Genomic DNA, 17614 nt, shown 5'->3' on the forward strand with positions numbered 1-17614 from the left:
GATTCCACACTCGGAGCCGCTCACGCAGCCCGCTCTTCGCTATACCGCGGCGCCATCGACTCCATCTGCTCCATCACGAGCTTGATGGCGACCGGCTGCCGGTCCGGCGGATAACCGTGCTTCACCAGTAGCCGTTTGATCGAAGATCGCAGCTTGGCGCGCACATCGTCGCGCACGGTCCAGTCGGTGCGCACATCTCGGCGCATCACGGCGACCAGTTCGCGGGCGATATCGGCCAGCACACCCTCGCCCTGCACCTCGACGGCGGACTCGTTCTGCGCCACGGCATCGAAGAACGCCAGCTCGTCGTGGTTCAGCGGTGGCGTGAAGCCGGCCCCGCGGTTTGCCTCTGCGGCGACCTCGCGGGCGAGGGCCACGAGTTCGGCGATCACCTCCGCCGAGGTGAGCTGCTGGTTCGTGTACTTGTTCATCAGCTCGGAGATCCGGTCCGAGAAGGCGCGCTGGCGCACGAGGTTGTTGCGCGTCGTGCGCACCGCCTCATCGGTGAGCAGCTTGCGCAGCGCCTCGATCGCGAGCTGCGGGTTGCGCGCCTGCTGCGTTTTGGCCATGAACCCCGGGCTGAGATCGTCAAGCGAGGGCTTCGGCATCCCGGCGGCCTCGTAGATGTCGAGCACCCCGCCCGCTGATGTCGCGGATGCGATCAGCTCGCCGAGCAGGCGCTGCACGTCTTCGGGCACGGGTTGCCCGGAGGCCTGCCGTTCGGCGGCATCGAACTTGGCCATCCACACCCGGGCCTCTTCGTACAGCTGGATCTCCGGCCGGCGCTCCTCGAGCTCCTGCGACCCGGCACCCGAGCACAGCGCCCACGCCCGAGAGAGCTGCCCCGAGTAGCGGCGGTACGCGGCGGCCAAGGTCTCTTCGCCGTCGGCAACCTGGTTGCCCGGCGTCGCCGCATCCCGCAGATAGTTGACCGCCCCGGTCACCGCGTTCAGGTAGCGCTTCGGGCCGCCCTTGGCGAGCTCAGCCTTCCAGTCGTACCCGGCGAGCATCGCACGCAGCGTGTCGACGAGCGACAGGGTCAGCACGATGGCGTCGTCGACGTCTCGCCCGATGGGCTTGCTCTCCTGGTCGCTCTTCGTGTACTCGCCGAGCGCCTTGGCCAGGTTGTCGGCAAGCGGCGCATACGCCACGAGCAGGCCGTCCTCCTTGCCGCGGAACGTGCGGTTCACCCGCGCGAGCGTCTGCATGAGCAGGGCACCCTTGAGCGGCCGGTCCAGGTAGAGCGTGTGCAGCGGCGGCGAGTCATACCCGGTGAGCATCATGTCTTTCACGATCACCAGCTGCAACTCGTCGTCGACATCCTTCAGCCGCCCCTTGACCACGGCGTTGGCCGAGCTCCGGCGCACGTGGTCGGAGACCGGCGGCTTGTCCGACGCGGTGCCCGAGTAGACAACCTTGATGACGCCCTTGTCGAGGTCGTCGGAGTGCCAGGCCGGGCGGAGCGCGACGATCGCCGAGTACAGGTTCGCGCAGATCTCCCGCGTTCCGCCGACGATCATGGCCTTGCCGGGCGACTTGATGAACTTCGTCATCTGTCCGCTCCGGTTTTCCCAGTGCGTCACGATGTCCTCGGCGAGGGCGGCGATGCGGTCCGGGGCGCCGTAGACGGCGTTGACCACGGCGACGGATGCCTCGATCCGCGCCCGCTCGGTGTCGTCGAGCCCCACGGTGGCTTCGTCCGCGGCCCTGTCGAGGGTCTCTTCCGTGACTTCCGTTGCCAGGTTCACCTTGATCAGGCGCGGCTCGAAGTACACCGGCACCGTGGCGCCGTCGTCGACGGCGCGGGAGAGGTCGTAGATGTCGATGTACTCGCCGAACACGTCGCGGGTGTTGCGGTCGTCGAAGGAGATGGGCGTGCCGGTGAACGCGATGAGGGTGGCGTGCGGCAGGGCGTCGCGCAGGTGCCGGGCGTAGCCGTCGAGGTCGTCGTAGTGGCTGCGGTGCGCCTCATCGACGACCACGATGATGTTGCGGCGGTCGGATAGCAGCGGATGCTCCGCGCCGGCCTGCTTCTCGGCCTCGCTGCGCCCGAACTTCTGCAGTGTCGTGAAGTAGATGCCGCCCGTGGCGCGGTTGCTGAGCTCATCGCGCAACTCGCTGCGCCGCTTGATCTGCTGCGGCTTGCCCGGCAGCAGCAGGCTCTGCGCGAACGTCTCATAGAGCTGCCCGTCGAGCTCGTTGCGGTCGGTGATCACCACGACCGTCGGGTTCTTCAGCTTCGGATGCCGGGACACCAGGTTGGTGTAGAGCTCCATCTCCATCGACTTGCCCGAGCCCTGGGTGTGCCAGACCACGCCGGCCTTGCCATTGCTCTCCACCGCCTGCACCGTGCTGCCGACCGCCTTGGTGACGGCGAAGTACTGGTGCGGCTTCGCGATGCGCTTGGCGAGCCCGTCGGCGCCCTCGTCGAACGCGGTGAAGGAGCGCAGCAGCTGCAGGAACCGTTCCTGGTTGTAGAGGCCGAGCAGCGCGATCTCCATGCCGGTGGTCGCGTCCCAGTCGTTCGTGTCGCCGGGCTTCACCGGGGTGCCGTCGTCATCGACGTTCCACGGCGAGAAGTGGTTGAGCGGCGTGAACGGGGTGCCGTACTTGGCGAGGATCCCGTCGCTGGCGAGCGTGAACACGCAGAACCGGAACGCCATCGGGAACTCGCGCAGGTACGTCTGCAGCTGCGCGTGCGCCGCGGCGACATCTGCCGTCTCACTGCCCGCCTTCTTCAGCTCGATGATGCTCACCGGCATGCCGTTGCAGTAAAGCACCAGGTCGAAGCGCCGCTTGTAGTCGCCGCGGATGAGCGTGACCTGGTTCACCGCGAGCCAGTCGTTCTCCGACGGTTCGGCACTGACCAGACGGATGCTCGGATTCACCTCGGTGCCGTCGTCGCCGATGTAGCTCAGCCGGAATCCGTCGATCAGGTAGTCGTGGATGCGCTGGTTCTCGGTGATCGCGTCCTGCGACTTCGGCGACGCGATCTCGGCGAGCGCCTGCACCAGGTACTCCCCTGGGACTGTCGGGTTCAGCCGCCGCAGCGAGTCCAACAGTCGCGGACGGATCAGCAGCTCATCCCAGCTGTCCCGCTCACCGCTGCCCGGCGCGATCTTGTCGCCCGCCTTCGGCTGCCAGTCGAGTGGCCCAGCCAACAGATCAAGCGCAACGTTCTCCCACTCCGCTTCCGAAAATCCCGCCATCAGAGCACCCCCTCAAGTACTTTCTCTGCATCCCTCACCCGAAGCTTGCCAGACATGAGCGCAGGGAAGAGCGCGTCGCGCGTTGCGCTTAGCGCTTCGCTCTCACTCGTCAGGGAATCGCTCATTTCCAGCATTGGCAGAGCGACTGATGCATAGTGCTGCTGGACGACCGCAGAAACTCGAGGAGCACTGAAAGTGGGTATCGCAGCAGAAGCAAGGTGAAGCACCGTCGTGCCGCTCGTTCTGCTCTTGCAATGGGTACGGAATCGCCCCTGGAGCATCAACCCGAGTATAAATTCGACGGGGACGCCTGTAACAGGGCGGACGATTGCGAGATCCAAGCTGGCCACCAGGGTCTCATGGTTTCGGCTTGCAGGGACACGAATTGCTCGCCCGACAACTTCGGCGGCCTGGGTGAGATCGGTCTGGGCAACCACAATTTCGCCGGGGTGAATCTGCTGCACGGGCTTGTAGGGGCCAGCGTAATCTTTCAGACCGCGGGCTGAATAGCCACCAGTTCTGTCAAATGACTTAAGAGTGACCAGGGCTGTCCGAGAGTCCACAAGATCAACGCTTCGATAGGACACACCCTTGGTCACAGTGGCAAGGTCGCTGAACGCCACGAAGCTTTCAGGCTCTCTCACAATTGAAGTGAACGAAGCCTCGAGATTCTCGCTCAGCAAGGCGACCAGTTTGGTGTTGGCCGCGACTTTGTCGTCGAGCGCTCCCAGCACGTCAGCAATTCCTTCTTGGTCATTGATAGGCGGAATCGATACGTTCATCTGCCGAAGGTGGCTAGGGCCGAAGTGACGCATGACGCTGCCTACGCCCATTGCTTGGATCTGCCGCTTGAACGTTGGTGCGGTCAGCACAAAGGGAATGAAGCGCTGGCAAAGTCGGCCATCTCGTGCTCTGAATCCGATTATTCCGGTGTATGGAACGGCTCCGACCGCGGCATGATCCACGGTCGCGACCTCGCCAAGCGAAGCGGAAGAGCTCAACAGGACCTCACCAAGTGCGAGCCTGAACTGGGACCATCGGGTTGACACGAGTTCCGGATCAAGAAAATTGCAGCCTTTAAGCAACCCCGCACCCTCCTTGAGACCAGCCAAGCGGATGAGCGGTACGCCTTGCGCATGGAAGTCCTTCGCAAGCACGCCTGGCCCTTCACGAAACGTCATCAGTTCGGCCAGTGGGAGCGTTATCCACTCAGACATAGACCCGGCCCAACTGATCGCGAACGACATCCGCTAGGCGCTCAGACCCCTCGAACTGAGCGAAGAGCTCCGTGCGCAAACGCAGGATCTTTTCCTCGATCGGCTCACCGTCGTCTTCGACGTCGACCGCCCCGACGTAGCGGCCAGGGGTGAGTGCGTATTCAGCGGCTTTGACATCTGCCAGCGACGCGGAATATGCAAAGCCGAGCTGGTCTGAATACGAAGGTGCATCATCTAACGCCGAAGGAGTCCCCCGCCACGCGTGATACGTGCCGGCGATCTTGGCGATGTCGTCGTCGGACAACGCGCGCTCAGCCCGGTCGATCATGTGGCCGAGATTGCTGGCGTCAATGAAGAGCACCTGGCCGGTGCGGTCGATGCTGCCATGCTCGCCAGCCGACTTGTCCTTGGCGAAGAACCAGGTGCAGACCGGGATACCGGTGCTGCGGAACAGCTGCGTGGGCAGAGCGATCATGCAGGAGACAAGGTCCGCCTCAACCAGCTGGGCACGGATCTCACCCTCACCGCTCGAGTTCGACGACATCGAGCCGTTCGCCATCACCACGCCGGCGCTGCCACCGGGTGCGAGCTTGGAGATGATGTGCTGGATCCAGGCGTAGTTAGCGTTGCCGGCCGGGGGCACTCCGTACTTCCAACGCGGGTCGCTCTCGCTGCGGGCCCAGTCCTTGATGTTGAAGGGCGGGTTGGCGAGCACGTAGTCGGCCTGCAGCTCGGGGTGCTGGTCTCGGGCGAAGGTGTCGCCCCAGCGGCTGGCGAGGTTGCCGTTCAGCCCGTGGATGGCGAGGTTCATCTTGGCCATCCGCCAGGTTCGCTCGTTCATCTCCTGCCCGTAGACGGAGATGTTCGACCCCTCCTTCTGGTGCGACTCGAGGAACTTCTCGGTCTGCACGAACATGCCGCCCGACCCGCAGCACGGGTCGTAGACGCGGCCGTGGGTGGGTTCGAGCACCTCGACGAGCACCCGCACCACACCGGCGGGCGTGTAGAACTCGCCGCCGCGCTTGCCCTCGGCGGCCGCGAACTTCTCCAGGAAGTACTCGTAGACCTCGCCGAGGATGTCGCGGGCCTTTGTGGCGCCGTGGCCGGTGAAGCGGGCCGAGTTGAGCAGGTCGAGCAGCTCGCCGAGGCGGCGCTGGTCGACGCCGTCGCGGTTGTAGATGCGCGGAAGTGAACCGGCCAGAGCGGCGTTGTCGGCGGAGAGCAGGTCCATCGCCTCGTCGATGAGCAGCCCGATCGACTTCGGCGCCTCCCCCGGGGCGGCCGGCAGGCCCTTCGCGTTCTCGGCGAGGTAGGTCCAGCGGGCGCGGGCGCCCACCCAGAACACGCCACGGCCGGTGTACTCGTCGACGTCGTCGATCAACTGGCCAATCTGGTCCTCGTTCAGGCCGTCGGCCTCCAGCTCGGTGCGGATCTGCTCACGGCGCTCATCGAACGCGTCGGACACGTACTTGAGGAACACCAGACCCAGGATGACGTCTTTGTACTGCGAGGCATCCATCGAGCCGCGCAGCTTGTCGGCGGCCTTCCAGAGGGTGTCCTTCAGCTCTTTCATGGTCGACGGCAAGGCGGCGACTTTGGTCTTGGGTGCCACTAGTTGGTTCCTTCCGATGAAGCGAATGCGTGTGAAATGTGTGAGCCGACGGTCTGGGAGACCGTGAGGCTGCCCGCGGTGACCCCCGCCATCAGCAGGGAAGTCAGCTCGTCAAGGTGGGCGAGACGTTCGTGCGCCCGTTCCTGTTCCAACCGTACCGAGGCGAGCGCGTCGGCGAGCGCAGCGCGCTGCCGGTGGTGCACCTGGCGCAGCGGCCAGCGCTGCCAGCCCCGGTGCTCGTGCGGGAGCGCCGTGATGTCTGAGGCGACAATCTCGCTGAGGAGCCCGTTCGGGTCGTCGGGGTTGATCCGCAGGATACGGGCGGGGAAGAGCACCACCGAGGTGCCTTCCCGGTCGACGATCGCGGCCGGGCGCGGCACGGTGGTGAACACCACGTCGCCGGGTTCCGTCACCCGGCCTGAGGGGTAGTCGGCGGCGAAACGCAGCCGGTCGATGCTTCGGTGACCGAGCGCGGTGTCGCCGAGCACTTCGGCCGGGCCGATGAGACGGATGCCGCCCGTGCGCCGCCCGCCCACGGCGATGTCGTCGACGTCGAGGCGATTGCCCGGGATGTACCGGAGATGTTTGGCGGCGAGGAGCTGCTCGATCGTCTGAGGTGCGGCGGAGCCGGCGGCTGTGTGGGCGGCGGAGCCGGCGGCCGTGTGGGCGGCCGAGCCGGAGTGGCCGGAGGGGCCCGGCGCACTCGTAGATAGCCGGGCGAGCCCGCTGAGGCCGGGCGCGGCATCCGTTTCGGGGGTGAGCAGGGCAAGCAACTCGTCGACCCGAACGGCGAGCGCGGCGCCGTGTGTCTGGGGTGTGGCTGCGACGGTGCGCGCGCCGGCGACGAGCGAGCCATGGCTGGCGAGCAGGGTGCGGGTGAGTACGAAGCGCGCGAACCGGAACGCGTGGGCGCGCACGGTGCCGCGGTCGCCGAGCGTGGCGATGAGGTCGCTGATCAGGTCGTCGATCACCGCCTCTGTGAGGGGCGTCGCGGTGAGATCGGCGACCATGGTCCAGCGGTCGGCGAGGGGAACGTGTGCGTGCGCGGCGCCGAGCACCCAGAGCGCCTGGGCCTGCTGGGGCTTGGTGGTGAGGAGCCCGGCCGGCAGGCGCACGATCGCTCGCACGCGACCCGAACGCAGCAGGGTGGAGCGCAGTTCGTCGCTCTCGCGGGAGAGGCCTGCGTCGTTGAGCACGGCCGACGGGGCGATCACCACGCCGAGCTGGTCGTTGGTCATCTGCAGCACGATCTGGTCGATCGCCGAAAGCATCTCCGCCGGCGTCATTCCCGATTGGCTCGCCGACGGCAACTGGGCGATGTGCACGGCCGTTCCCGTTACGGCGAACGCCCCGGAGTGCTGTACCTCGAGGCCTACCCGGGTGATGCCGTGCACGAGCAGCCGCCGGCGCAGGAGCCGCGCAGGGTCGCCGTCGTCGTTCGGGGTGAGCACGGTCAGGTCGCGACCCGCGTCGGCGCGGGCGTGGGCGACGGCCAGCAGGATGTCGCCGGCACTCCCGGTCGCATCGACGAACACCGGGCCCGCGTTCCCGGCATCGCTACCCTCGGTGGCGGCGAGCGCCGATGCGGCCAGCGCCAGGAGTTCGAGGGCGGGGGCGCTCAGTGCGGTGTCGCTGCGGACGGATCCGCTTCGGGTTGAGTCGCCATGACCCTGAGCGCCGAGCCGGAACCGGTCGGCCAGGATGCGCTCGAACGCCGGGGCCTCCCCGTAGGCGGCCTCCACGAGTGCGTCGACGTAGCCGACCAGTGTCCCGCGCGCCGCACCGATGTCGTCGATCTCCCGGTAGAACAGGGCGTCGTCGGGGTCGTGCTCGTCGGCGGCATCGAGCAGATCGGCGTCGGAGAGAGCGCCGAGCGGAATGCCGAGCTGGCTGCGCAGGGCAAGCAGGGCGGTCACTGCGCGGAGGGTCGACCCCGCGGTGCCGGTCGAGTCGCCGGGGATGGCGTGAGCCGCGGTATCCATCGACGCCTCAGGGTTGTTGCCGCGGTGCGTGTCGGTGAGCCACTGGCCTACCTGGTGGGCGTCGAAGAGGTCCTGGCCGCGTCGCCGGCTCACCGGGCTCGGGAACGGGGTGTCGCTGCGGGCGGCGCGGGTGCGCCAGACCGAGACGACCGGACGCTGCACCCGGGCGAGGGCGGCGATGTCGGACATCGTCATCAGGAGCGCCGGCTCAGACGTGCTCATTCGCGCTCCCCCTCTACCTGTCGTGTGTCTGCTCGTGTGACTTCAGGTTAGGGCAACGTCACTCTCGTGCACCGCATTTGCTGATAACCCCAGTTATCAGTATCCAAAGATGCTCGGGTGCACAGCCGGCCCTAGCGTGACGTTGTGCCTGATCCACCCGAAGTTTCAGGCATAGGCAGGCGGCGCACGGTCACGGGGGGAACGTCCGCGCACCGCCTGCTCCCACCATCTCAGCACTCGGCGCGCAGCGCCCGGTGCACCACGCCCGGCACTCAGCGCCTGGCCAGAACACGCACAGGAGATCACGGCCATGACATCAGAGGAGAACGGCGTTCCACGCGTCGAGACGACCGCCACGGCCGTTGCCGATCCGCCCCGGCCCCGGCCCCGGGACCGGCACCCATGACGGCTGCCGCACCGGCCGCACCCGCGGCACCGCTCACGGCGATGCCGCCGGCGTTCAGCACCCGCGAACTCCGGATCGGCGCCGTAGCCCTGGGCATCGGCCTGGTCGTCGGCGTCGTCGGGTCGCTGCTCGTGGCATCCGTCGCCGGCGGTCTCGGCTCGATCGCGATGGGCAGCCCGATGACGGATGCCACGACCACCTGCGAGATCAAAGACGACCCCTGGATCACCGTGGGCGACGAGGGTCGCAGTATCTCGATGCAGAGCGAGGGCGAGGAAGCGGTCGGCGCCGACTTCGAGGATCTGGCCTGCGTGCTGCTCGAGCTCGACACCCCGGACAGTGTCATCAGCCGGATCGACAGCACCCGGGCCCTCGACGGCCGCCAGACCGGCACCTGGGACGGCTTTTCCGCATCGTGGGGTTACCACCCCGACAACGGCCTAGACATCGTGATCGAGACGGCGGCCAAGTAACGCACGGCAGGCCTGTCCATTACTCACCCAGCACTATTCGCACAGCACCACCCGAACAGGAGACACAGCATGACTGACACCAATCACATTTCAGCCCCGACCGGCATTCCGGCCACGCAGCAGGAGCAGCCGATCCCCCTCACTCCCCCGGCCCCGCAGCCGGGCTCCCCCGCCGGCTCGGCCGCGAGATCCGGCCCGATGCTCGTCTCGAACAAATCATTCGTGGTCACCTGGCTGTTCGCTCTGCTGCTCGGAATATTCGCAGTCGACCGCTTCTACCTCGGCAAGGTCGGCACGGGACTGCTCAAACTGTTCACCTTCGGCGGTCTGGGCGTCTGGGTGCTGGTCGACCTGATCCTGGTTCTCACCGGAGCCCAGCGTGACAAGCAGGGACGGACGCTGGCCGGCTATGACCAGAACAAGAAGATCGCCTGGATCGTCTCCGCCGTGGTGATCGCCCTCTCGATGCTGATCTCGGGGGTGAACGCCGCGGCGAACCCGACGGATGCAACATCCGCTGCCGTGGCGCCGGTCGCCGCAGCTGACTCGGCTGAGATGACGGAACCGAAGGCAGTCGAAACGACGGCCCCGGAGGCGGCACCGGTTGAGGAGACGAAGGCGCCCGAGCCTGTGGCCCCAGCTGTACCTGCCGAGTACAGTTCCGCGCTGGTCAAGGCCACGAGCTACTCGAAGAATATGAACATGAGCAAATCGGGACTCTACGGTCAGCTCACCTCGGAGTACGGCGAACGGTTCTCGCCGGAGGCCGCGCAGTATGGGGTGGACAACGTGCAGGCTGACTGGAACGCGAATGCTCTCGCCAAGGCGAAGTCGTACCAGGAGAACATGGCCATGTCCCCGGAATCGATTCGTGAGCAGCTCACCAGCGAGTACGGAGAACAGTTCACCGCGGAGGAAGCCGACTTCGCAATCCAGCACCTGAACGACTAACCGGTCGTTCACAGCGAGGATCCCGCCCGAGGGCGGGGTTCTCGTCATTCCCGGGCATGGACAGCGGCGACAGTCCTTCGCAGCTGCTCGAATGAAGTCATTGCGATCTCGAGCGCCCTACATTGCCACCATCCCTGGTGATGAATTCCAGTCCAAGGGTGCGCACGTCGAGGATGGCCTGGCTGGTCGCAGATGCTGAGCCGCCTTGGTCCAGGATCACGACACGTGTCTGGAATTCCCGGTTGCCGGGCCTGTAGGTGACCAGTTCATCGACATGCCGATGGTAGTGGCCGCCGAGGTAGAGCCGGGGACGTACTTGCTGGAACCCACGATGGAACATGGCACGTCCTTCAGCGGAGTACTTGAGGCCGGCTGGCGGCCACCCGTGGTCTGTTGCCGCCAGCCACGCATCTAGGGACGGTAGGTCCAAAGGTGCATCGTGTCCGATGAGCACGTCGGCCACTTCGTGCCCGAGCGTGATGAGGTCTGCCTCGGTGATTGACTCTTCCCCCCAGACGGAACGCCCCGGGACCCGATGGCCGACATCGACCGAGTTGGCGCCGCCGAGGGCAGCTAGGGTGGCGCCGCTGGCAAGTACGGTCCTGTAGCCACGGGGTATGTGGACGATGTTCGGTCGGATCCAGCGCAGCCCGTCATCGGCGACCGGGAACTTGTAGAGGAGGTCGAAGTCCTCGTGATTGCCGTCAACGAACGCGAGGGTCTGGGCCGTCGTCTTGAGTCGCCTGCTCAGCTTGTCAATATCGATACCCCAGTTGTGCCCGGGCCACAGAAACCCGAAATCGCCCAGGACCACCAGGTGTTCGATGCCTCGGGCTGACATCGTTCGTGCCACGGTCAGCACGTGTTGCATGTCGCCGTGAGTATCGCCGAGGAATCCGATGCGACTCGCCGTGGACAGCGTGACGCGCCCAGTCTTAGCTGTCACGGTGCACTCAGCGATTTGTTCCGCGCTCGGCGATCACCGAGCGCAGAACTCCCGTTTCGGGTCGATTCAGAGCCAGCTGACACATGCCATCAGACTACGTTCGAGCTTTCCTGATGGCAGCGTCCGTGGCAACAAATGTCGATGAGTCGGTTTTTTTTTGGGCCTCTTGTTCTCAGCGTGGGTGGCCGATTTGCCCGGTTGTGCTCCGAAGGGCCAGGAGGACGGCCAGTTGGTCGGCTCTGTTCTTGGGCTGCACGCCTATTTGACCTTGCCGGAGTTGCCGGTTGAACCATCGGCCGAGCGCGAACTCGACCGGGTCTGCACCTTTGAGGTAGGGCGGGTTCCCAGTCAGCTGCAGGTGGTGCAGGTACGCAGCGAAGTTCTTCTGCCAGATATGCTCCTGCGGATCCCATTCAAAGGCCGGCGAGAGGTCGAGGCGGATGATCTGGTAGCGGCAGAGTGTGATTTCGAAGCGACGCTGGTACCGGGCCCATTCGCCCCGTCGGCGCTCGTCGCCGGGGAGCGTGGTGAGGTTGCGGGTGCGTTCACGCGGGGTCCGCCCGTTCTCCCGCCAGAAATCTTCATAACCGTAGAGCGCGGAAACCCAGTTCACGGCCCACTTGCTGGCGGAGGTGCGATCGGCGTCGCCGTTCGCACCATCCTCGTCGGCTTTGGCGTAGTGGGCGGAGCGTGGGCCCAGATCTGGCTCTGCCAACCAGAGTTCCCTGGCTCTGACGTAAAGGTGTTCTCGAGGATTCGTTTCGTTCATAGGTAGCCCGTCGTGGCCGCCCGGATGGCAGCCTCAACGAGCTCATGCGCGGCAACAGCGCGGACAACGCGTATTCAGATGCGGGATCAGCGAACTTTGTCACTGAAGCGGTGGATGAACGCCGAATTCTTTCTACTGTTGTGCCGTGCAGTCGTGTCAGGCCGTTGGATTACACACGACGTGTCCCCGGAGATCCTTCGGACTAGCAGCTGCCGGCTGCGCTCTGTGGCCGCGGCACTCAGCGCTGACGACCACGAGTAAGAAGTCGCTCCTGAGATTACTCAGGAGCGACTTTCTTCTGTCGTGAGCAGGACCGTGCGGTTGCCTGTCGGCTCCGGCCTCGTCACCATTGGGTCTCGAACTCGTTTCTGGCGGCGGCAACCACAGAATCAGGATCGTGGAAGTGGTCCACGGGACGGTCTTCCTCCTCAAAGGCTGTATTCGGCCCGCAGAGCCACAGCAACAGGTCGTGTTCGGTCCAGCCGTTCGCCACTGCCAACCCGATGAGTCGCCCCATCAGCGGGAGGATCTTTCCGTGAACCCGATCGAATTGAAATCCGGGATAAAGAACAGCGTTTCCCCTCACGATGCCAGCGATGTGATGCGCCGCGCGGTTCCGCGACGCCAACATCCGATTTGACGGCCTAGCTCCGAGCACTTTCGCGACCTGGCTGCTGGTCAACAGCCCGAACTCCGCCTCCATATGGGCCCAGGCAGTCTGGGTTGCCTGCACGCTGCGCGCCAGCGGATCCGATACGACGTCGGCGCTCGGATGCGCCGCGTGTCTGGGGCGCCGACCGCTTCTGTCGGGAACCTCGGCGTGGTCCGGCTCCGCAGTTGGCCCTGATGTAGTCATGATCTGCCTTTCTCAGGGCGGTCTGCCTCGCACAGAGGACTGCAGCCGCCGAACACTGTCGATGATCTCCCCTCACGGCGGAGCGACGCCGAGTTTGTCGTTGATTCGGTGGTTTGAAAATAGGAACTTTCGTACATTTGGAATTCAGCAGGCCGGAAAGGTCCAACAGAAGGGCACCCGACCACGAGAATCGGGGTTCGAAATGGTTTACACGAGTCACAATGCAACAGACGACAGCCCGGAAACAGGACCGAAGTGCCTGTGGGGTATCGAAGGCGGATGCTGGCTGATCACGACCAACCCCGTCGTCAGCATTCAAGCGGTACGGGCACGTCCCATCGAGAGCCCGGAACGATGACCGACAGCCTGACTGGCGCCGAAGGTGGCCGCTGGATCGTCACAACCATCGGTTCCGCGCACAGATTCGATTTGGATGCGATGACCGTCACCCGCCTTCCCGGCAAGGATGCCGCGGCAACATTGAACGATCAAACGCGTCCCCTCATCGAGATCGTGCACTGCACCGTCGGCGCTCGAGGCTACTGGCTGATGAGTCCAGAGCCTGACGAGTCGGACTATGTCGAACACTTCTGGCACCTGTCGAGCACGATCCAAACAATCAACCCTGTCGCCGACGAAGGTCGCGACGGCGATATCGCCCGGCGACAAGACCCCGAGAGGTGAGGCGATGCGTTACGTGCCGGAGGGACAGCCCTCCCTGGAGTCCCTCAGCGAAGACTGCACTGGCTCCTACGTCGTCAGCACAGAATCTGACACCCGTTACTGGATCCACTGCGACCGGCGCTTGGTCCGCCGCGTGCCCAGCGCAGAAAACGAGCGTGCGCTCCGGCTGCGGGGCGACGGCGAAGACCTCATCCTCGAAGAGATCGTCCAGTGCCGCCGGGGCCGGCCGCTGCTGCTCCTGATCAATCTGCGGCTGCCCGGCGTCTTGATCACCACTCGCGAATCCACTCCGATCATCCGCATCGACGCGGTACCGGAAATTCGAGGTTGGTCATGACCGCCGCCGAGGCTCGCCCCTACGATTACCGCCCCATCAACGTTCTGCCCTATTGGGACACGATTGGTGACTTCATCAGCGCTGCAGTCGCCGACACCGCCTCAGCGACGAACCGCGACGAACGTTCCCTCTACCCCGCAACCGTCGCGTTCGTGCTTTGGTGCTGGCAAAGCAGAGGCACGCCCCTGGAACGCAAACGCATCTTTCGCCGCAGCACGGTCGAAGAATTCATCCACCTGGCCATGAAGAAATATGCCACCAGCAGCAGAGCCACCCACCGATCGACGCTCTGGCTCATGGTCGAAACTCTGAACCCGGCAGGCGTGACTGAGCACCGGCCGATCCCGCGTTCAGTGCCGACGAAACCCTATTCGTCGTCGGAGGTTGCCGCCCTCTACAGCTGGGCCACAGCGCAAGGAACCGATCATCGGCGCCGTGACGCCATCGCCCTCCTCGCCCTCGGACTCGGGGCCGGCCTGGCAGCGAGAGAGATCCTCGGAGTTCGCGTCCGAGACCTCGACACCACAACCGATGACATCCACGTCGTCGTGTGGGAAAGCCGGCCCCGTGTCGTCCCCCTCAGCAAGCAGTGGGACCGACCCCTCGGGCGAATCCTCGCAGACCTCAAACCCAACGATTGGCTCTTTCGTCCTGGCCGCTTCAGCGCGACCTCTGGACAAGTCACGGATTTTCTCCTGCGGGCCCGCACCGACCTCGACGTTCGGCCCAGTCGTATGCGCGCGACGTGGCTCGTGGAGCACCTCCGCGACGGGACACCACCGCAGGAACTTCTGCGAATCTCCGGCCTCAAGAATCTGGCAGCCCTCGACAAACTCGCCGCCTTCGAGCCCCCGAACGGCGGTTTTTGCAAAAGTTTCTCAAAGAAATTTTAACAGATTCTGATCAGGGTTTTGGTGTGCCGTGATCATCGAGGATAGGGCAATTGGGCGGATTTTGACCCAGTCTCCAAAATTCCGCCGCACACACACTCTTCATGACCCGAAAAGACCGACTCAACGACATTTTCCGCGACGACTCCCGCACGTACGCCCACCTGCGCGCTGCGGACCCCGAACTTCCCGACCACGTTTGGGAAGTGATCATCAGGTTCCGGCCCCAGCTCTCCGCCCTGCAGTGGGATGCCGTGCGCGAGTTCACGATCGTGACTGCAATCAACATGGAACCGCGCACGTTCGAGACCGTGCGGCGGATGATGACGATGACCGCCCGCTTCAACGCCTGGGTCTGGGCGACCACCGGCACAATACTCACCGTCGAACGCGTGTACACGCAGAACAACGTGTATCGATACCTGCAGGAACGCCTCCCCAAACACTCCGAAACTCACCGCTGGGGCGTTGCACGCCAACTCGGCACCATCGCCGAGGTGCTGGCTCAGAACACGGTCGACCGCCTCCCCACGCCCCACGCCCACCGTCGCCGCCCCTTCACCATCGCTGAAGTCGCGTCCATGCACAGCTGGGCGGCAAGCCTCACGACAGACCTGAAACGGCAAAACGCCCAGGCCCTCCTCGGACTCGCCGGCGGCGCCGGACTCCGCGCCAATGAAATCATCGACCTCCGCCTCGGCGACATCGACGTCATCGACGGGCGCCTTTTCGTCAATGTGCCCGGCGTGAACCCTCGCCGAGTTCCGGTGCGGCACCCGTGGAACCGCACCCTGCTTCGCAGCGTCGCCTGCCGCACCGACCCCAACGAGTACGTCTTCCGGGCCTACCGCTTCGAGGAGTACCGCCCGCGGGCCATCCAGACATTCCTCACCGACCACCCAGGCCGCGTGCGAGCTACCGTGTCACGTCTGCGTGCAACATGGATCGTTGCACAGATCGATCTCGGACTCCCTCTCCCCGTACTCATGGCCCTGGCTGGGTTCTCCACGACGGGGAGTCTGGACAAACACCTCGTGCACGCCCGGTCACTCGATGTGGCCAACTACGTCGGCCTCGTCATTGGTGAAGAGGTGTCCGCATGAGCGCTGGCGACATCGACTATGGCTTTACGGGATACAGCCCCGACCTCGGCGGGATGACTGAGGCAGAAATCATGGGCCGCGGGCGCATCCACGACCTGATCGACCACCAGACGGTGGTGCTGACGGAAGGACGGGTGCGCAAGACTCGTGTTCTGGAACGACTACAGGCGTGGCGCGACGAAGACGCTCTCGCGTTCAGCATCGGTGGCCGCCCATCACTCATCTCCGAACGCGCCGTTATCACCGCTATGTTGCTGCTCGCCAAGGAAGGATCAGCTATGTTCCTCACCAACGTGCGCGATCTCTTCATGTTTCGCCTCAGCGACGCCTCCCGGGAACTCCTCGGATTGGAAAAATCCACCGAAGCCTTCGTCGGCCACGTCGGTGAAAAAAAACGCTGGTACGCCAATACCAGCCGCGCCTTCCACCGAATGACCGACCTCATGGACCCGTTCCCGCAGGAACGGCGACATTCAAAAACCTATACAGAAATCCAGGCAATCCTCCGCGCTCACGACGTGGAATTGGAAGCGAAACGCAAAGCCCGTCTCGATGAGTTCACCAAACTCTTCCTGGTAATGACCTACAACGAACAGCCTCGCAATATTCGACGTGCCTCCAAGAAGATTGACCTTTCCTTCGACCAGACCTACATCGGAACCCCGACTGTGAAGGGGTACTCCAAGAAGGACCTCGCGAAACGCGTCGCGGACGAATCCAAGGTTAAGGACATGAAGACCTTGAAACCGGGGCCCGTCGATGCCTACGCCGGCTGGCACGTCACTACAGGACCCCGCACAGACGTCGGCAAGGGCCAGACAGATTTCACCGAGCCTGGCAGGAAAGCCGATTCCGCAGAGTATCGGTGGGGTTGGGAAGTCAACATCGCCGTTCGCGTTGATTCCGAAGCTCCCGGACAGAAACGATTTCCCGCTCTCGCCGTCGCCGCGACGATGAGTCTGCCCAATGTCCGCGTCGCCGAGGAAGCAGTCTCCCTGATGCGCGCCGCCTTAGCCCTTGGTCTGGAAGCCGGGGTCGGCGACGCAGACAAGCAATACTGGGCAAACTCACTCGCCGAACGCCTCCACGAGCCCGCCTTCAACTTAGGGTTCACGCCGTCCACGGACTACCGTACCGACCGTCTCGGGAATCAGGGCGGCGACCACGGCGCCCTTTACATCGAAGGCGGCACTTACTGTCCCGCAACGCCCGCACCCCTGCAGAACGCCACCAAGGACCTCTTAGGCGCCGTCATCGACACCGAAACATACCGAGCACGTATCGCAGGCCGAACCGCATTCAAACTTCATGTCAAGGAAAAACCTGATGCCAAAGGCCGCACCGTGCTGCGCTGCCCCGCGCTTGGACCCAGCCCCACAGTGACCTGCCCACTGCGAGAGCTCCTCAAGACCAGGAAAGTCCTGGAAGGGGTCGACAGCGAAGATCTCCCGGACTTCGCCGACAAGATCTGCACCCAGCACTCCGTGTCCTTCGACACGGCCGACAACCGCCGCACCGCCCAGGCGTTTGACTACGGCACCAAGGAATGGGACAAGTTTCACACCCACGCCCGAAACAGCATCGAGTCCCTCAACAACCAGGTGAAAAGCGGCGGCACCGAAGATATCGAATCCGCCAGCCGCCGCCGCGTCCGCGGCTTTGGTGCCGCCCAAATCATCGTCACGATGCTGCTTACCAACTTCAACCTGCGCAAAATCGCCGCCTTCATCAGCGACAAGATCAAAGACGACGCCAAGAAGCAGGTCAACGGTGAGCCCCCAGTCGCGCTCGTCCGCCGTCGCGATCGCGAATTCCACAACCCCTACACGGACACCTACCCACCCGATGTAAAGCGACCCACCAAACCCAAACGCTCAGACAGCGACGAAACCGGCGGACCACCGCGAAGAACCTAACCGGCCACATACGCCGCCACTACCGCTCGAGAGGGCAAGCC

General features: G+C 64.5%; 14 protein-coding genes. 7 read left to right on the forward strand and 7 right to left on the reverse strand.

Annotated features, from left to right (window positions below; genetic code table 11):
- Window positions 1–20 precede the first annotated feature (20 nt).
- The 4 genes from EDD25_RS02925 to EDD25_RS02940 are packed head-to-tail and all read right to left on the reverse strand — an operon-like array spanning window position 21 to window position 8242.
- Window positions 21–3209: a type I restriction endonuclease subunit R gene (locus EDD25_RS02925; protein WP_134171951.1), complete on the reverse strand. Its 3189-nt coding sequence runs from the start codon at window positions 3207–3209 to the stop codon at window positions 21–23.
- Window positions 3209–4426, reverse strand: coding sequence for a restriction endonuclease subunit S (locus EDD25_RS02930; protein WP_166671182.1), 1218 nt, complete (start codon window positions 4424–4426; stop codon window positions 3209–3211). The genes EDD25_RS02925 and EDD25_RS02930 overlap by 1 nt, the downstream gene beginning before the upstream one ends.
- Window positions 4419–6038 (reverse strand): type I restriction-modification system subunit M, encoded by a 1620-nt coding sequence (locus EDD25_RS02935; protein WP_134171953.1) that lies wholly within the window; start codon window positions 6036–6038, stop codon window positions 4419–4421. Before EDD25_RS02935 ends, EDD25_RS02930 begins: the two co-directional genes overlap by 8 nt.
- Entirely contained in the window at window positions 6038–8242 is a 2205-nt protein-coding gene (locus EDD25_RS02940; protein WP_134171954.1) for a hypothetical protein, read from the reverse strand. Before EDD25_RS02940 ends, EDD25_RS02935 begins: the two co-directional genes overlap by 1 nt.
- Window positions 8243–8644: 402 nt before the next feature.
- On the opposite strand from EDD25_RS02940, the gene EDD25_RS02945 reads away from it, so the two are divergent.
- Window positions 8645–9121 carry a hypothetical protein gene (locus EDD25_RS02945; RefSeq protein ID WP_134171955.1) on the forward strand — a complete coding sequence of 159 codons (477 nt, stop codon included), beginning with the start codon at window positions 8645–8647 and terminating at the stop codon, window positions 9119–9121.
- A gap of 69 nt (window positions 9122–9190) precedes the next feature.
- The gene (locus EDD25_RS17890) at window positions 9191–10072 is read left to right on the forward strand and encodes an Ltp family lipoprotein (protein WP_166671183.1); all 882 of its coding nucleotides are present in this window, start codon (window positions 9191–9193) and stop codon (window positions 10070–10072) included.
- 97 nt (window positions 10073–10169) lie between these two features.
- On the opposite strand, the gene EDD25_RS02955 is transcribed toward EDD25_RS17890, so the two are convergent.
- From EDD25_RS02955 to EDD25_RS02965, 3 genes are all read right to left on the reverse strand, one after another.
- Window positions 10170–11018 carry a metallophosphoesterase family protein gene (locus EDD25_RS02955; RefSeq protein ID WP_134171956.1) on the reverse strand — a complete coding sequence of 283 codons (849 nt, stop codon included), beginning with the start codon at window positions 11016–11018 and terminating at the stop codon, window positions 10170–10172.
- 172 nt (window positions 11019–11190) lie between these two features.
- Entirely contained in the window at window positions 11191–11733 is a 543-nt protein-coding gene (locus EDD25_RS02960) for a hypothetical protein (RefSeq protein WP_134171957.1), read from the reverse strand.
- 397 nt (window positions 11734–12130) lie between these two features.
- A complete protein-coding gene (locus tag EDD25_RS02965) occupies window positions 12131–12643 on the reverse strand; it encodes a hypothetical protein (RefSeq protein WP_134171958.1) in 513 nt (170 codons plus the stop codon).
- Between the two features lie 354 nt (window positions 12644–12997).
- Here EDD25_RS02965 and EDD25_RS02970 point away from each other — a divergent pair, with 354 nt between their 5' ends.
- The 5 genes from EDD25_RS02970 to EDD25_RS02990 all read left to right on the forward strand — a co-directional run bounded on the left by EDD25_RS02970 (window position 12998) and on the right by EDD25_RS02990 (window position 17573).
- Complete coding sequence (locus EDD25_RS02970) at window positions 12998–13327, forward strand: hypothetical protein (RefSeq protein ID WP_134171959.1); 330 nt, start codon at window positions 12998–13000, stop codon at window positions 13325–13327.
- A gap of 133 nt (window positions 13328–13460) precedes the next feature.
- On the forward strand, window positions 13461–13664 hold the full coding sequence (locus EDD25_RS02975) for a hypothetical protein (protein WP_134171960.1): 204 nt from the start codon (window positions 13461–13463) through the stop codon (window positions 13662–13664).
- A complete protein-coding gene (locus EDD25_RS02980; RefSeq protein WP_134171961.1) occupies window positions 13661–14557 on the forward strand; it encodes a site-specific integrase in 897 nt (298 codons plus the stop codon). Before EDD25_RS02975 ends, EDD25_RS02980 begins: the two co-directional genes overlap by 4 nt.
- 101 nt (window positions 14558–14658) lie before the next feature.
- Window positions 14659–15657 (forward strand): site-specific integrase, encoded by a 999-nt coding sequence (locus tag EDD25_RS02985; RefSeq protein ID WP_134171962.1) that lies wholly within the window; start codon window positions 14659–14661, stop codon window positions 15655–15657.
- Window positions 15654–17573 (forward strand): hypothetical protein, encoded by a 1920-nt coding sequence (locus tag EDD25_RS02990; RefSeq protein WP_134171938.1) that lies wholly within the window; start codon window positions 15654–15656, stop codon window positions 17571–17573. Before EDD25_RS02985 ends, EDD25_RS02990 begins: the two co-directional genes overlap by 4 nt.
- Window positions 17574–17614: the final 41 nt, after the last annotated feature.

Origin of the sequence: Cryobacterium psychrophilum (assembly GCF_004365915.1) — a bacterium.
In the GTDB taxonomy this organism is placed as follows: Bacteria; Actinomycetota; Actinomycetes; order Actinomycetales; family Microbacteriaceae; genus Cryobacterium; species Cryobacterium psychrophilum.

Bases quoted from the DNA above. Each gene is read 5' to 3' on its own strand.
- EDD25_RS02925 (WP_134171951.1), bottom strand. From the start codon at position 3,209: ATGGCGGGATTTTCGGAAGCGGAGTGGGAGAACGTTGCGCTTGATCTG.
- EDD25_RS02965 (WP_134171958.1), bottom strand. From the start codon at position 12,643: ATGACTACATCAGGGCCAACTGCGGAGCCGGACCACGCCGAGGTTCCC.
- EDD25_RS02990 (WP_134171938.1), top strand. From the start codon at position 15,654: ATGAGCGCTGGCGACATCGACTATGGCTTTACGGGATACAGCCCCGAC.
- EDD25_RS02945 (WP_134171955.1), top strand. From the start codon at position 8,645: ATGACGGCTGCCGCACCGGCCGCACCCGCGGCACCGCTCACGGCGATG.
- EDD25_RS02970 (WP_134171959.1), top strand. From the start codon at position 12,998: ATGACCGACAGCCTGACTGGCGCCGAAGGTGGCCGCTGGATCGTCACA.
- EDD25_RS02980 (WP_134171961.1), top strand. From the start codon at position 13,661: ATGACCGCCGCCGAGGCTCGCCCCTACGATTACCGCCCCATCAACGTT.
- EDD25_RS02940 (WP_134171954.1), bottom strand. From the start codon at position 8,242: ATGAGCACGTCTGAGCCGGCGCTCCTGATGACGATGTCCGACATCGCC.
- EDD25_RS02985 (WP_134171962.1), top strand. From the start codon at position 14,659: ATGACCCGAAAAGACCGACTCAACGACATTTTCCGCGACGACTCCCGC.
- EDD25_RS17890 (WP_166671183.1), top strand. From the start codon at position 9,191: ATGACTGACACCAATCACATTTCAGCCCCGACCGGCATTCCGGCCACG.
- EDD25_RS02930 (WP_166671182.1), bottom strand. From the start codon at position 4,426: ATGTCTGAGTGGATAACGCTCCCACTGGCCGAACTGATGACGTTTCGT.